The sequence below is a fragment of the Sphingopyxis sp. GW821-FHT10B01 genome (assembly GCF_059415685.1).
The window spans coordinates 328,925-344,371 of the sequence record NZ_JBWKNS010000003.1 but is presented as its reverse complement, the minus strand read 5'-3'; the positions used below and the strand labels follow the sequence as shown (position 1 = coordinate 344,371).

At 63.5% G+C, this 15,447-nt stretch carries 10 protein-coding genes; 8 read left to right on the top strand and 2 right to left on the bottom strand.

Features of this window, described 5'->3' with window-relative positions; all coding sequences use genetic code 11:
* Positions 1–66: 66 nt before the first annotated feature.
* Positions 67–4,509 (bottom strand): hypothetical protein, encoded by a 4,443-nt coding sequence (locus AC07NV_RS10530; RefSeq protein WP_495166299.1) that lies wholly within the window; start codon positions 4,507–4,509, stop codon positions 67–69.
* A gap of 453 nt (positions 4,510–4,962) precedes the next feature.
* Here AC07NV_RS10530 and AC07NV_RS10525 point away from each other — a divergent pair, with 453 nt between their 5' ends.
* From AC07NV_RS10525 to AC07NV_RS10490, 8 genes are all read left to right on the top strand, one after another.
* A complete protein-coding gene (locus AC07NV_RS10525; protein WP_495166298.1) occupies positions 4,963–6,390 on the top strand; it encodes an efflux transporter outer membrane subunit in 1,428 nt (475 codons plus the stop codon).
* Positions 6,387–7,697: an efflux RND transporter periplasmic adaptor subunit gene (locus AC07NV_RS10520; RefSeq protein ID WP_495166297.1), complete on the top strand. Its 1,311-nt coding sequence runs from the start codon at positions 6,387–6,389 to the stop codon at positions 7,695–7,697. The genes AC07NV_RS10525 and AC07NV_RS10520 overlap by 4 nt, the downstream gene beginning before the upstream one ends.
* Entirely contained in the window at positions 7,694–8,425 is a 732-nt protein-coding gene (locus AC07NV_RS10515; protein WP_495166296.1) for an ABC transporter ATP-binding protein, read from the top strand. Before AC07NV_RS10520 ends, AC07NV_RS10515 begins: the two co-directional genes overlap by 4 nt.
* Positions 8,425–9,624: an ABC transporter permease gene (locus tag AC07NV_RS10510; protein WP_495166295.1), complete on the top strand. Its 1,200-nt coding sequence runs from the start codon at positions 8,425–8,427 to the stop codon at positions 9,622–9,624. Before AC07NV_RS10515 ends, AC07NV_RS10510 begins: the two co-directional genes overlap by 1 nt.
* 190 nt (positions 9,625–9,814) lie before the next feature.
* The gene (locus AC07NV_RS10505) at positions 9,815–10,096 is read left to right on the top strand and encodes a hypothetical protein (protein WP_495166294.1); all 282 of its coding nucleotides are present in this window, start codon (positions 9,815–9,817) and stop codon (positions 10,094–10,096) included.
* A gap of 250 nt (positions 10,097–10,346) precedes the next feature.
* A complete protein-coding gene (locus AC07NV_RS10500; RefSeq protein ID WP_495166293.1) occupies positions 10,347–11,558 on the top strand; it encodes an MFS transporter in 1,212 nt (403 codons plus the stop codon).
* Positions 11,555–12,487, top strand: a complete 933-nt coding sequence (locus AC07NV_RS10495) for an alpha/beta hydrolase fold domain-containing protein (protein ID WP_495166292.1) — start codon at positions 11,555–11,557, stop codon at positions 12,485–12,487. The genes AC07NV_RS10500 and AC07NV_RS10495 overlap by 4 nt, the downstream gene beginning before the upstream one ends.
* A complete protein-coding gene (locus AC07NV_RS10490) occupies positions 12,484–14,790 on the top strand; it encodes a family 78 glycoside hydrolase catalytic domain (protein ID WP_495166291.1) in 2,307 nt (768 codons plus the stop codon). Before AC07NV_RS10495 ends, AC07NV_RS10490 begins: the two co-directional genes overlap by 4 nt.
* Here the strand turns inward: AC07NV_RS10490 and AC07NV_RS10485 are convergent.
* Positions 14,785–15,447 carry a TetR/AcrR family transcriptional regulator gene (locus tag AC07NV_RS10485; protein ID WP_495166290.1) on the bottom strand — a complete coding sequence of 221 codons (663 nt, stop codon included), beginning with the start codon at positions 15,445–15,447 and terminating at the stop codon, positions 14,785–14,787. The genes AC07NV_RS10490 and AC07NV_RS10485 overlap by 6 nt on opposite strands.

Below are 15,447 nucleotides of genomic sequence, written 5' to 3'. Positions count from 1 at the left end.
CCCCTCAAGCTTTGCAATCAATCCGGGCCGAACAGAGCCGGCTCGTCCATCATGCCTTACAGATCATCAGGAAATCACAGGATTGTGCACGATCTGAAGATAGCGGAACCAGGTTGTTCCCGCGCCGTTCGGACCGAGCAGATTTTGCTGTGTGATCTTCTGGCTGCGCCAGCTTGCCGCGGTGGTTGCCGATTGGTCGAGGTCGGTTCCCGATTGGCCGAGCTGGGTTTTCAGGATCGAGGGCCCGGCGATTAGCTGATCCATCGCCTGTCCATCACGGGTGCCAACGCTCCCGCCTTCCTTGAACACATCCCATGACGCGTTGGTGCCGTTGACCGCCGCGAGATTCGCATAGCCCTGCGGAAGGCTGGCGACATTGCCCCCGGCCGCGGTCAGGCTGGCGCGGCTCCAGATCCGCAGCAGATAAGGCGAGCCCGTGCCGCAGTCGGTGTTGGCCGCGACATTGATACGGCCAACGATGCGTTGGCGATGCTTGGCGATCAGCCAGTCGAGTACCGCACCCGCCGTGGCCGACCGTGCCTGAACAGCGGCGTTGAAACCGATCCGTTCTGCGATCCCGAGCGCCGTCAGCCAATATCCGATGTAGAAGTCGTGCTGGGCGATATCGTCATCGTGGAGGCCGCACACACCGAAACGGTGGGTGGCGGCATATATTGCCCGGGCATCGTCGATGCTGCCTCCGACCATCACATTGGTCGGTGGATTGTCGAACCCCGGGTTCGAGGTTTTGTGCGCCGCGCTGAACGCCTCGAAATCCTGAACGACAAAGGCCAGTATTTCGTCGCGCGAATAGAGGCGATCGGAATTGCGCGAGGCGGTTTTCCAGATCAGCGCCGCATGCAGGAACTGCCACGCCGCGCCGCGCTCGGCGAACAGGTTCGGCTCGCCGAACGGACCCGAGAGGATCCAATTCTCATAGAGCCGCGCTTGGTCGCTGAGCTTGTGCCCGAGGAAGGCGAATTCGGGCGATTTCCACAGCAGCGACCCCCAATGCGGGAACTGGTGGGCGTGCGGCAGATCGATCTCGTTGGTCCCGAAATAGGGCTTGTCCGCCGCGACGCCGCCATAGGGCACCTTCGTCGACCAGGGATCATAGCTGTCCGCCATATCATATTGGCGGCCGCCCTGGACGTAATAGGACCTGTTGGCGGGCCGCGAACCCGATCCATAGCCGTAATAATGGCCGCGCATCCCGATGTCGCGGGCGGCGTTGGCCCCCTTGAACAGCGGGACGTTGCGTCCACCCTCGAAACAATGGAACGGATCGCTGGCATAGGCGGTCAGATAATCGATCGCGATCTGCGCGCGCGCCGTGCCGTCATGCGGACGCAGCGAGGCGACGTCGTACATATAGGCAGCAACCGGTTCGGCGATTGCGCACCGGTCGTCGCGTACGCCGCCCGGACCGGTGATCGGGGACCGGCCGCACTGGTTGAACGGCGTATACCGAAGCCATGTCGACGCGACCGCCGCGAGCGAGGACGCCGTGTAGAGCGAGCCTTTATAGGGATCGTTCGTCACCCCCGCCTGCGGAACCAGCGTCGCATGGTTGGTCGGCTGATATGGCATGACCCGCGTGTTCCCGAAGCCGTTGAACCCGTCCGATCCGAACAGACGGACATCGAAGCCGTTGCTCGAAAAATGGGTATGTGAGCCGTAGGGAACCGAGGCGTCGTACCGCGGCAGGTTGGCGTTGATCGCCAGCTGATCATAAGCGGCCGGTGTGCCGGAGCGCCAGATCACTCCGGACCGGACGGTGCCATGCGGATACCATTTGTTTGTCGCGTTGGTGATCGCGGCGCCGTTGCCGTCATAGCTGCCGGAGAAAATCCGCGGAATGTCGGTTCCGTTGAGCGGCCCGCCATCGGGACGTTGCACCGTCGACAGCACATTGCCCGCCTGATCCTCGATGCGCCATTTGTGCGGCACCATATAGCTGTCCTTGCCGGTCGGATCGCCGAACGGATTGTCGGGCATGACCGCCGTCGTCCAGTCGTAACCGAACTGGAACTGGACATAGCTGCCCGAACGGGTCGCCTCGCAATAATAGGCGATGCCGCCGATCGTCGGTACCGGTCCTTCGGGAAGGCACTCCATCCACGGCGTCTGATTGGCGCGCAGGAAGCTGTCCTCGAACTGGCAGTTCTGGCGCGCCGGGCGCGTCATCACCAGCGCCTGCGGATGATCGACCCGGCTGCCGCTGCTCCAGTTTTCGAGCACCGCGCGATAGGCTTGCCCCGTCGCCACGGCGACAGGTCCGACGATGACATCGACCGTGAAGGCCGTGCCACCGGCCGGGGTCGCCGAGATTGTCTTTGCGGCCTGGGGTGCGGAGACACCCGTCGCATCGACATAGAGCGCCTCGAGCCGCGCGGCCGAGATCGTTCCCGAGGTCACTGGCTGGAAGGCATAGGATTGCCCGGCCGTCTTGATCTTCACCGCGATGTTGGCGATTTTCTGCGCAACCGAATTGCTCGTATTGCCGAGCGACGCGTTATGCTCGAGTTCGGCATCGGGCGCGATCCGCGGTTTGAACGCCACCGCTTGACTCGGACCGAAAGCGGCGCCGTTGCGCAGGAAGGTGATCGTGCCGCCGGCGCCCGTTGGATTGTCGTCGTAACGCACGCCAAGCTTTTCCTGCGCCGTGGTCGAAAGCCCGCCAATGCTGTCGATCTGGATGCTCTGCGCATCGCGCTGCATCGTCAGGCGCAGGCGTCCCGTATCCCAATGGCTGTTCAGCGAAAATTCGCCCGTGGAATAGCCGAAGAGCGAGACGAGCGGACTCTGGTTCGCGGGGAGAATGCCCGTGAATTCCAGTTCGATCGCGACGGGTGTTTGGGTTTTTGCCGGATCCGAGCTGGTCGGCAGGCTAATCCCGAGCGCACCCGCAGTCAGGTAGGTTCCCGCGGGCAGCCGCAGATAGGTGCCGTCGAAAGTTGCACCCGAGCCGACCATGGACAGCGAATTGGACGTGATTCCCTCATTGGTCTGGGTCGGCGCGAAATTCGGTCCGGTGTTCGGGAAACCGTACGTGGACGTCCGGTCGACGAGCACGTCCGACGCGACACGTTCCTGCACCGCCAGTCCCGAGGGGATCGTCACGGCATAGGTCGCCGCGCTGCCCGAAACCGGGATGTCGAGCGGGAAACGTGTTCCGGGCTTGCCATAAACGGTGAAGGTGCCGCCGCCGCCACCGGGAGGGTTGGTGCCCTGCGTGCCGAGCGTCAACTTGATCTCGCGAACCTTCTGTGCGCCGCTGTTCGCCGTATTGCCGAGCGAGGCGTTGCATTCGAGCATCGCGTCGGGGGTAATCCGTGGCTTGAAAGCGAGCGTCTGGCTTGTTCCCAAGGCGACGCCATTCCGCAGGAAGGTGATCGTCCCGCCCGCGCCCGACGGATTGTCGACATAGCGTAGGCCAACGCGTTCCTCGGCGGTCATCGAAAGGCCGCCGATGCTGTCGATCTGCGCTCTGGTGCCGTTGCGTTCGAAATTGGCGCGCAGGCGGCCGGTGTCCCAATGCGCGTAGAGCGAAATCTCGCCATCGTTATAATCATAGAGCGAGACGAGGGGGCTGTTGGTGGCCGGCAGGATACCGACATATTCGAGGGTGATCTCTTCCGGGGTCTGCGTCTTGGCAGGGTCGGTGTTCGTCGGCAGCGTAATACCGGCGTTCCCTGCGGTCAGATAGGTTCCGGCCGGCAATTGCAGATAGGTGCCGTTGAAGGTCGCGCCCGAGCCCGAGATGGAGAAGCCCTGCGTCGTGACGCCGCCGTTCGCCTGCACTGGCGCGTAAGGGCCCGCTGCATTGGGGAAGCCGAAGGTCGAACTTTTGCCATTGCCGCCACCGGGAGGGTTGGTGGTCGTCTGCGCGCCGAGCGAGAGCTTGATCTCGCGAACCTTCTGGGCGCGGCTGTTCGAGGTGTTCGCGAGCGACGCGTTGCACTCGAGCGTTGAACCGGGCGTGATGCGCGGTTTGAACGCGATCGTCTGGCTGGGCCCGAATGCGGCGCCATTACGCAGAAAGGTCACGATGCCTCCGGCACCGGAGGGGTTGTCGACATATCGCAATCCGACGCGCTCTTCGGCGGTCGTTGAGAGACCCGCGATGCTGTCGATCATCGCCGTGGTGCCGTTGCGCTCGAAATTGGCGCGTAGCCGACCAGTATCCCAATGTGAATAAAGGTCGATACGGCCGTCGCCATAGTCGAACAGCGAGACGAGCGGGCTTTCGTCCGCCGGCAGGATGCCGGTATATTCGAGAGTGAATTCTTCGGGGGTCTGGGTTTTTGCCGGATCGGTATTCGTCGGCAGCGAGATGCCCGCCATTCCGGCGGTCAGGTAGGTGCCGGCCGGTAGTCGCAAATACGTCCCGTCAAAGGTTGCACCCGAACCCGAGATAGCAAAATTATGCGCAGTTACGCCGCCATCGGTTTGGGAGGGCGCGTAAGGGCCGGTTGCGTTCGAGAAGGTAAAAGTTGAAATTTTCATAGCGATCCTTTTCGAATCAGCGGGTTAAAAAAGGGAGGGGGCTGATTCGATTTGGAACGTAAAGAGAACGAATATTGTAGGAAAGATAGGAAAAATCCTATTTCGTACCCGCGGTAAAATTCTCCTGCTGGGGAAGAAGGTATCGGACGCAGCCCAAACGAATCATTCGCTGTTCAGCGAGAAATCCAACGCTTTGGGGATGCCGGCCAGACAATGTCGGCTTTTGCAATTTTCGACCCGAAGCCGACCAACCACAACCGGCCAGGATCGCCGGTGCAATGGCATTGGCCAACCATCCCTTCTGCTAAGGGATTGCAAATATAGGAAACGATTTCATTCCGGGTCGTTTTGATGTTGTCTCGTCCCGAAATGTCGCCCATCCCGGCATGATGAGATCACGCCGTCCGGAGGAATGGAAGCTCTGCGGCTGCAACAGCGTCATTGAGGGGGCGAATGCGAAAGACCGGAATGCGCTGGATGCTCGCCGCCGGACTGACCACCGGGCTGGGTGCATGCACACCGATGACCACGCAGACCGCACTGCAGCCCCGTGCCGCAGTACCAGAACAATGGTCAGGCGACACGCAGTCTCAGTCGCTCGATTCCGAAAGATATTGGACGCGCCTGAATGATCCGTTGATCGATCGCCACGTCGAACGGGCGCTGGCAAACAATCGCGACATTTCGCAAGCCACCGCGCGTTTGATGCAGGCGCGGGCCGGCGTCCGTGCCGCTCGCGCCGGCTTTTTCCCGCGGATCGATGCCTCTGGCGGCGTCCGGCGCGATGTCGGCGATCTTGCGGACGACCGGCTGCAGTTCTCGATGGGCGCCGATGCGCAGTGGGAAATCGACCTTTTCGGTCGCATCAGCAGCGATGTCGCGGCTTCGCGGGCGGATCTGGCAGCGGCCGGTTATGGCCTTGCGGACCTGCAGCGGCTCATCGTTGGCCAGGTTGCGCAAACGACGGTATCGGCGCGGGCGCTTGCTGTTCAGCTCGCCATCGCGCGCGACACGCTGACGATACAGGACGACAATCTGCAGATCGCCCGCTGGCGATTGCAGGCCGGACTGGTTTCCAGCCTCGACGTCGAGCAAGCGGCGGCGCAGCGGGCGCAGACGGCGGCAAGCATTCCGGCGCTTGAACGCGATCTTGCGCAGGCGGCCAACGCCATTTCGACGCTGATTGGCGAGGCGCCCGGCCCCGTTCGCTTGGCGTTGAACGCGGACGTCGCGCCGATTCCCCTGCCGCCCGAGACCGTCGGTGTCGAAACGCCCGCGGCGGTCATGCGCAGCCGACCCGATGTGCGCCAGGCAGAGGCAGCATTACTCGCCGATACCGCACGCATCGGGGTCGCGAAAGCGCAACTGCTGCCGCTCGTGCGTCTGACCGGCAATATCGGAACCTCCTCTTTCGGACTCGACAATCTGTTCGACATCGTCACTGGCGGGCTCTTCGCGGGAGTGAGTCAGCTCATCTTCGACGGCGGACGCGCGCGGGCGCAGGTTGCCGGCGCAGAGGCCTCGGCGCAGGCGTCACTTGCCGCATGGGAGCAGGCGATCCTCGGTGCGCTCGAGGATGTGGAGAGCGCAAGCGTCGCTTTGATAGCCGCGCGTGAGCGCGTCCGGCTCTTCGGGACGGCGCTCGATGCCGCGAACAACGCCGCGCTGCTCGCTCGCAGCCAATATCAAGCAGGCCTGATCGATTTCCAGACCCTGCTGACCACCGAGAGTCAACTGCTGGGCGCACGCAACGCCCGCGCGGCCAGCGAAGCCGAGCGCGCCAATGCATTTATCACACTCAACCAAGCTCTTGGTGGCGGATGGGGCGCAGCGAATTTCGATCCGGACAGCTCCGGTCCGGACGGGGGGATGACAGAATGACCGATGCCGTCACCGAGGCGCATGAACTCGATCAACTGCTTGGCGCGGCGCCCCGCGCGCGCTGGCGGCGCTGGATGAAATATTGGCTGCCCGCGCTACTCGTGATCGTGACAATCTTCGCGGTCGCCACTTGCACGCGCGGGGGTGACCAGCCCGACTATATTACCGAAACGGTCGCTCAGCGGTCGCTCGATCTCAGCGTCACGGCGACGGGAAATTTACGCCCGACAAATCAGGTCGAGGTGGGCTCCGAAGTCTCCGGAAAAATCGATCATATCTATGTCGATGTGAACGACCGCGTGACGCGCGGACAGATATTGGCGCAGATCAACACCGATGTGATCGAAGACCAGATCGCGCAGTCGCAGGCCAATCTCAACGCGGCGCGGGCGCAGGTAGTGCAGGCGCAGGCGACGCTCGATGTCGATCAGGCCCAACTGGCGCGATTGCAGAACGTCTTCCGGATTTCGGGCGGCAAGGTGCCGTCGCAGGTCGAACTCGAGCAGGCGCAAGCGGCGGTCAAGCGCGACAAGGCGGGCGTCGCCGCGGCAAACGCCAACGTCCGCGCGGTCGAGGCACAGCTTTCCACCTCGGTGACCAATCGCGACCGGGCGGTGATCCGCTCGCCCGTTTCGGGCGTCGTGCTCGCGCGTCAAGTCGAGCCCGGACAGACGGTGGCGGCTAGCTTCAACACGCCGACGCTGTTCATCCTTGCAGAAGACCTCTCGGCGATGCAGCTTCGCGTCAAAATAGACGAAGCCGACGTCGGGCAGGTCGATGAAGGGCAGGCGGCGACCTTTACCGTCGATGCCTATCCCGGCCGGCGCTTTCTGGCGCGGGTCGAACGGGTCGATCAGGCGTCGAGCAACACGGCCTCGCAGGCGAGCCAGCAGGCGGCCGCGACGGCGACCGGCGGCAATGCAGTCGTCAGCTATGAGGCCCGGCTCGCGGTCGCGAACGGCGATGGGCTGCTGCGGCCCGGCATGACTGCCACCGCCACCATCGCCACCGGCAGCACCGGCAAGCAGCTTCTCGTGCCAAACAGCGCGCTGCGCTTCCAGCCCGACGCGAAGGAGAAGGACGAGGCGAGCGTGCTCAACCCCGAAATCGGGCTCGAAAAGAATGAGCAGCGCGCAACGATCGGCGCCGGAAGCCGCCAGCGGGTCTGGGTGTTGCAGGTGGACGGCAAGCTGAAGCCGATCGACGTCGTGACGGGCCAGAGCGACGGGCGGTTGACGGCGGTCACGTCGAAGCAACTACGGCCCGGAATGAAAGTCGTTACCGGCAAAGGGGCTGCGAGCCCGTGAGTTCCGCAACGCCCCCCGACGCACCGCTGATCGAACTGCAAGGCATCACCAAGACCTTCGGTAAGGGCGAGGCCGCCTTTCAGGCGCTCAAGGGCGTTGATATGCAGATCGATCGGGGCGATTTCGTCGCGGTCATGGGGCCTTCGGGGTCGGGCAAGTCGACGACGATGAACATCCTAGGCTGCCTCGACGTGCCGACCAGCGGTATCTTCCGGTTTCGCGGCGTCGAGGTGCAGGCGCTCGACCGCGATCAGCGCAGCCTGCTCAGGCGGCGCTATCTCGGCTTTGTCTTTCAGGGTTTCAATCTTCTTGCGCGGACGAGTGCAGTCGAGAATGTCGAGCTGCCGTTGCTCTATCGCGGCGAGAAGAAGAATATTCGCCACGCGGCGGCGATGCGCGCACTCGATCAGGTCGGGCTGGCACCTTGGGCCCACCATACGCCCGCCGAACTTTCGGGCGGCCAGCAGCAGCGTGTCGCCATTGCGCGCGCGCTCGTCACCGAACCCGATGTATTACTTGCCGACGAGCCCACCGGCAATCTCGATACCGAGCGCTCGCTCGAGATCATGCAACTACTCACTCGCCTCAACCGGGAGGGGATCACGATCCTGATGGTGACGCATGAGGAGGAAATGGCGGCCTTTGCCCGCACCATCGTCCATTTTCGCGATGGTCTCGTCGAGAGCATCGAACGCGGGGCGCGTGCCGATACGGGAGTGCCTGACTGATGTTTGGCGCGACCCTGCTCCTTGCGTTTCGCGAGATCCGGAGACACCTGCTGCGATCCTTTCTCACGACACTCGGGATTATCATCGGTGTTGCGGCGGTCATCACCATGGTCACGCTCGGCAATGGGGTCACCGCCTCGATCCAGCAGCAGATATCCTCGCTCGGCTCCAACGTCCTCATCGTTTTCCCCGTCCAGGGCGATCGCGGGACGCCGCGGTCGTTCAAACAGGAGGACATCGATGCCGTGCGCAAGCAGATTGCGGGCGTCGAGGAAGTGTCGGGCAGCGTTTCAGCCAGCGCCACCTCCTTCCATAATGGCCAAAGCTGGCGGACCAGCGTGCAGGGCGTGGAAAATGCCTTTCTTCGTGCCCAGTCAATCGAAGTCGCCGAGGGGCGCACGTTTACCGATGAAGAAGTGAGCGCCGGCAAGAATGTCTGCCTGATCGGACCGAAGGTGAGACAGGCGATCTTTGTCGCGGGCTCCAGCCCGCTCGGCGGGAATATCCGGCTCGATAATGTTTCGTGCACCGTGGTGGGCGTATTGAAGGAGCGCGGGGAGAGCGGTGGCCCCAACCAGGACAGCGACAATGTCGTGATGATGCCGCTCAAGACGGTACAACGGCGCTTCAGCGGTAGCGACGATCTTCAACATTTCGTGATCAAATACAGCAGCGCCTATTCCAGCGCGACAATCCAGACCTCGCTCGTCGGGCTGCTGCGCGAGCGACGGCTTTTGCAGGGTGCTGCCGACAACGACTTCAACATCGTGGATACCGCGCAGGTGAATCAGGCCTTGGGCGCGGCAACCGGGGCACTGACGGCGATGGTCGCGGTGATCGCCGGGATCAGCCTGCTGGTCGGCGGGATTGGCATCATGAACATCATGCTCGTTTCGGTAACTGAACGCACGCGCGAAATCGGTATCCGCCTCGCGATCGGCGCGCTCGCGCGCGAGGTCCAGCTCCAGTTCCTGACCGAAGCGGTCGTGCTCTGCTGTTTTGGCGGAATGGTCGGAATCGCGCTGGCCTTCCTGCTTTCCTGGGGTCTTGCAGGGGTCATCGACGTGCCCTTCGTATTCGACCCGCTGGTCAATATTCTCAGCTTCCTCTTTTCGGCGCTGATGGGGATTACATTCGGCTTCTATCCCGCGCGAAGGGCGTCCAAACTCGACCCGATCGATGCGCTTCGCCATGAATAGCACTGGGTATCGCTGGCGGTCTATTTCTGCGGCTCGTGGTCCGAAACCCGCTCGTCTGCAATCGGCCGTATCCAGGAGATCGAGATCGAAGCGCGGCAACATGAAATATTCGCAGCACTCCATTTCAAATTCTGAGCTGAACTGAAAATCTTGCGCCGGTTGCCATCGGGGCTGCGGTCAGGGTGCCGCTATGCGAAATGGCTATCTGACGTGTGAGCGAGAGGCCGATTCCACCTCCTTCTGCCTTTGTCGTGTAAAGTGGGAGGAAGATGTCGTCGGCTCCGGCGGGAAGTCAGGGGCCATTGTCCTCGACGGTAAAACGCAAGATGTCGTCGCTGACGTCCCGGCCGAGGACAACGATCGTTTGCGACTGCCCGGATACAGCTGCGGCCGCATTTTTGAGCCGATTCAACAGGGCCTGTTCAATCGGCTGGCGGTCGATACTCCAGGGTCATCTTTTCACAACGACTGACAGCGTGGTCGACCGGAAAATCCACGCTCATCGTTGGCGTACTCATAAGTCCCGAGTTTGTGAAAATAACTGGCTGGATGTCCAGTAAATATATGCTACGCTGATGCTGTGACCTGTAAGAGGTCGCGTGGGTGCGGAATGACGCAGGGGAGGACGGATGCCATTGGAAACCGCGGATCGGGGCCCGATACCTTTGCCCGTCCGATCGATCTTTGTCATTAACCCGTGGTGGGCCGGGACGGTCGCGGGCATGGCATCCTATATCGACGCCGCCGCGATCACGGCCTTCAGCGCCAGTCTCGTCATCTTTGAAAAACAACTGGGCCTCTCGGCTGGTCAGGTTGGCATTACAGCGAGCACCCTGACGCTTGCGATGGCGGTCGGCGCCGCCGTCGGCGGTCGTCTCGGCGACCGTTTCGGTCGTCGGCCGGTGTTCGTGATCACAATGTTTTTCATCATCGGCGGAGCGCTGGCGCTGATGGCGGCGCAGGACTTTACCGCGATTTTCCTTGGGGTCGCCGTCATGGGCTTCGCGATCGGCGCCGATCTTCCGGTGTCGCTCGCGACGATTTCCGAGGCTGCGGATGACGACAATCGCGGCCGATTGCTCGGCTTTTCGAACCTGCTCTGGCTTGTCGGCATTGCCGCAAACGGCATTTGCGTGGCGCTTGTCGGCGACCTCGGCCGCAACGCGATCACTTATATCTTCGGCCATGTCGTTCTGGTTTCCGTGATCGTGCTACTCGCCCGATTGACGATCCCCGAATCGCAGCTCTGGCTCGATGCCCGCGCGGCGCGAAAAGCGGGCAATGACGTGCGAAAGGGGGATACGGTGAAGGTATCGACCCTGTTTCGTGCGCCCTATCTCGTCCCTTTCCTTGGCCTGTCGATCTTCTATGTCGGCACGAGTATCCTCGGAAACACCAACGGGCAGTATTTCAGCTATATGATGGTGAAGGAGGCGGGGTTTACCGTTTCGTCGGCGGCGAAATTCTCCTTCCTCGCGCTCCCGCTCGTGCTCATCGGCTTCCTCTGGTTCATGCAGATCGCCGACAAGCCTGTGCGCTTCCGCTATTTCCAGTTCGGTGCGGTGTGTTTCGTGCTGATGCCGCTCGTCATCGCCGTCTTCGGCTTTTCGGCGAAAACGCTCGTCTTCGCCTTCATCCTGAACGCGATCGGTGCCTCCTTCGCCTTCGAGGGGATGTACCGTGTCTGGTCGCAGCAATCCTTCCCGACGCTTGTACGCACGACCGCGCAGGGAACGATCATCGCCATCGCCCGCCTGTTCGCTGCGGCTGCGGCGTCGGTGACGCCGCTGCTCCTTCAGGAGATCGGTATCCGGGCGCTTTACGGTATCCTCACGGTGACGACCTTCATCGGCGTCGCCACCGCGTGGATCGTCTTTCGCTCGCGCGACCAGCATAGCGAGTTCGAGATCGAAGAGGCGTCGCTTCATCCATGATGCCGCTATCGCATCCGAAGAGTGGTCGGACGAGCTGGCGGCACAAGCTGGTCGTCGGCGTGGCGCGCCTGATGCGCATCCGGCACCGGTCGGCCCGCAAGGCCGTCACGCTGGTGGAAGCAACTACAGCTTCGGTCGGTGCGCCGCTTCCGGCGCCCGCACCGCCGGCGGCCAGCCTGGACGGCGTCACCGCCTCGCTCGACCATTTCGGCGAATGGCCGGTCTGGCGTCTCGAGCCCGAGGGCGGCGCCGCACGCGCGCAGACGCTCATCTATTTTCACGGCGGCGCCTATATCGCCCAGATGGCGGGTTTCCAGTGGAGCTGGATCGCCGCACTGGTGCGGGCGCTTGGCTGCCGCGCGCTCGTTCCCCTCTACCCGCTCGCGCCGCGCGGGACCGCGGCGATCATTGTTCCCGAGGCGGCTGACCTTGTTGCACAGGCACTGGCCGCGGGCGCGCCGGTTTCGGTCCTTGGCGACTCTGCCGGCGGCGGGCTCGCGCTCGCGGTGACGCAGGAACTCGTCCGCCGTGGTGGCGCGCAGCCCGCGCATCTGCTCCTCATCGCGCCCTGGCTCGATGTCACGCTGTCCGATCCGCGGTCGCTGTCGATCGACGATCCGCTGATGACGGTGGACGGGCTTCGATGGTGCGGCCGGCACTGGGCCGGAGATCTCGATCCGGTGGACGCGCGGGTCAGCCCGCTGTTTGGCGCGTTGAACGGGCTCCCGCCCGTCACCGTCTTCGCGGGCACGCGCGATATCCTTTATCCCGACACCGCCCGCCTCGAGAAGCGGAGCCGTGACGAAGGGCTGTCGATGACTTTCATCATCAGCCCGGGGCTCGTGCACGCTTGGCCCGTCCTCACTTTCCTTCCCGAGGCGCGCGATGCGCTTCCCCGCATCGCCCGGATATTCGAAGGATTTCCATGAGCGGACCGTTCGACATCGACGCCCCGGCGCCGCGCATCGGAAAGATGCTCGCCGCACCCGCCGCGATCGAGACGGCACCGCGGCTGCGAGTCGAATTTGCGCTGGACGCGGGGCACGGCCCGGTCGCCCACGCGACGTTGCTGCTTTCGGCGCTGGGGGTGGTCGAGGCGTGGCTGAACGGTGCGCCGGTCAACGACGATCTTCTTGCGCCGGGCTGGACCTCCTACGAATGGCGCGTGCGCTACACGGTCAGCGACGTGACCGGGCTCGTGTCGGACGGCGCGAACGCGCTCGCGCTTCAGCTTGGCGACGGCTGGTACGCGACCCCGCTCTTCATTCCGCCGCATGTGACCTATGGCGAGCGGCCGGCCGGCTTTGCCGAGCTTCATATTCGCTTTGCCGACGGGCACCGGCAGGTCGTGGCGACGAACGGGGACTGGCTTGTGGGTGCAAGTCCGATCACCCGGTCGAACCTCTATAACGGTCAGTCGGTCGATGCGCGGCTCACGGCCGCCGACTGGCTGCAGCCGGGTTTTGCGGCGGAGGGGTGGCTTCCCGCCGAAGTCGTCGATTTTGATACCGGCAAGTTCGATCGTCAGTTCGGGCCCTCGATACGGCGTATCGAGACGCGCGCGCCGACGCGGCTGTGGACATCGCCTGCCGGGAAGCTCCTCGTCGACTTCGGTCAGAATCTGGTCGGCTGGCTCCGCGTCAAGGTTCAGGGCGCGGCGGGCGACACGCTGACGATCCGCCATGCCGAGGTTCTGGAGAATGACGAACTTGGCGTGAGGCCGCTCCGCTCGGCAAAGGCGACCGATATCTATACCCTCAGCGGCGGCGAGGATCTTTTCGAGCCGACGCTGGTCTTCCACGGCTTTCGCTATGCCGAAATCGACGGCTGGCTGGGCGGGATCGACGCGTTGGCGCGCGCCGGCGGGGTGGAAGCCGTTGTCATCGGATCGGACATGAAGCGCACCGGCTGGTTCCGCTGCTCGAACGACGATCTCAACCAGCTTCACGACAATGTCGTCTGGAGCACCAGGGGCAATTTCGTCGGCGTGCCGACCGACTGCCCGCAGCGCGACGAACGGCTGGGCTGGACCGGCGATATTGCCATTTTCGCGCCGACCGCGGCGTTTCTTTTCGACGTCGAGGATTTCCTTCGCGAATGGCTCCGCGACGTCCAGATCGAACAGGCGCACCGCGATGGCCTCGTGCCGTGGGTCGTTCCCGATATTCTCAAATATTTCGACGCGACGCCCCTGTTCAAGCTGGTCGAGACAGCCGCGATCTGGTCCGATGCCATTGTCTGGGTGCCGCGTGCCATCCGGGATGCGTACGGCGACACGCGCGTTCTCGCCGAGACGTTCGACGCGCAGGTCGCGCATGTGAACCGCGCCTGGTCACAGCTTTCGGAGCGCGGTGTGTGGGAAGGCCGTTTCCAGTTCGGGGACTGGCTCGATCCCGAGGCGCCGCCGCAAAATCCTCTGGCGGCAAAGGCCGATGCGGGGGTCGTCGCCACAATCAGCCTCTATCGTTCGCTGCGGTTCGTTGCCGAGGCGGCGGCTATTCTCGGCCGCGACGATGGGGCCGGGTTCGCCGGGAAGGCGGCGACCCTGCGCCGCGCCTTCCATGATGCCTATGTCGTGAACGGGCGCATCGAGAGCGACTGCACGACCGTCTATGCGATGGCGATCGTGTTCGGCATCCTCGATGAAGCCGACATCGCGATCGCCGGAGACCGGCTCGCCGAACTGGCGCGCGCATCGGGCCACCGGATCAGCACCGGATTTGCCGGCACGCCCTATATTTGCGACGCGCTCGCTCGGACGGGGCATCTCGATGATGCCTATTCGATGCTGCTCGAGACCGGATGTCCGTCGTGGCTCTATCCGGTGAAGATGGGGGCGACGACGATCTGGGAACGCTGGGACTCGATGCTCGCGGACGGTTCGATCAACCCCGGCCAAATGACGAGCTTCAACCATTATGCGCTCGGTGCCGTCGCGGACTGGATGCACCGCACGATCGGCGGTATCGCGCCGCTGTCGGCCGCCGACGGACGCTATCGCGCCGCGCCGCAGCCGGGCGGGGGCGTGAGCTGGGCCGAAACGGTATGGGAGACGCGGCAGGGGCGGCTTCGCGTGCGCTGGGACCTCGATGCTGGCGGGCTGCGGGTCGAGGTCAGCGTGCCCGAAGGCGCGTCGATCGAACTGGTCCTGCCGGGGCGGGATGCCGAAGCACTCGGGGCCGGTTCGTATGAGCGCGTCGTACCGGTGGCCGCGGTGCAAATATCCTTATGACGGCCCCGGCGTGCGCCCGCCGCCGCGCCCGATATTGAGCTGTCCGAAAAGCTCCATCAGATAGGCGACGCTGGCCTCGGTTTCGGCCTCTTCGCCCTGCACCAGTTCGGTGATCGCAAGGCCGCGAAATGCCGCGACGAACACGCGCATGATGATCGCGAGATTGGGCGGGGGCTCGATCCCCAGTTCGGCATAATAGCCCTTGAGACCGCTCAGCACCCGGTGCTCGATGTCGCTTTCGGCCGTGCGCAGCTTCGTGCTGAGATCGGGGTCGGCGCGCGCCGCGAGCAAGATCTCGTCCACCGCGATCCCCGGCTCGCGCAGCATGCCCGAAAGAACATGGCGCGGCAGTTCGTTCAGATAGGCTTCGGTCCCGATCCGCTTGCGCGTCTCTTCGATCAGCCGCGTTTCCTCGAGATGGACCGCGTCGCGCACCGCCACCATCAGATCGGCCTTGCTGGCGAAATGATAGGAAATGATGCCGCGGCTGACGCCGGCTTCCTTCGCCACGATCGCAATCGTGACCGCACTATATCCCATCCGGTACAGGCAGCCGATCGTGGCTTCGAGGATACGCCGCCGCGTGTCGGCCGTCCGGTCTTCCTGTTTGCGGCGGACGGGTTTGACGCGCTCGGGGGCGGGGGGTGATGAGGACAT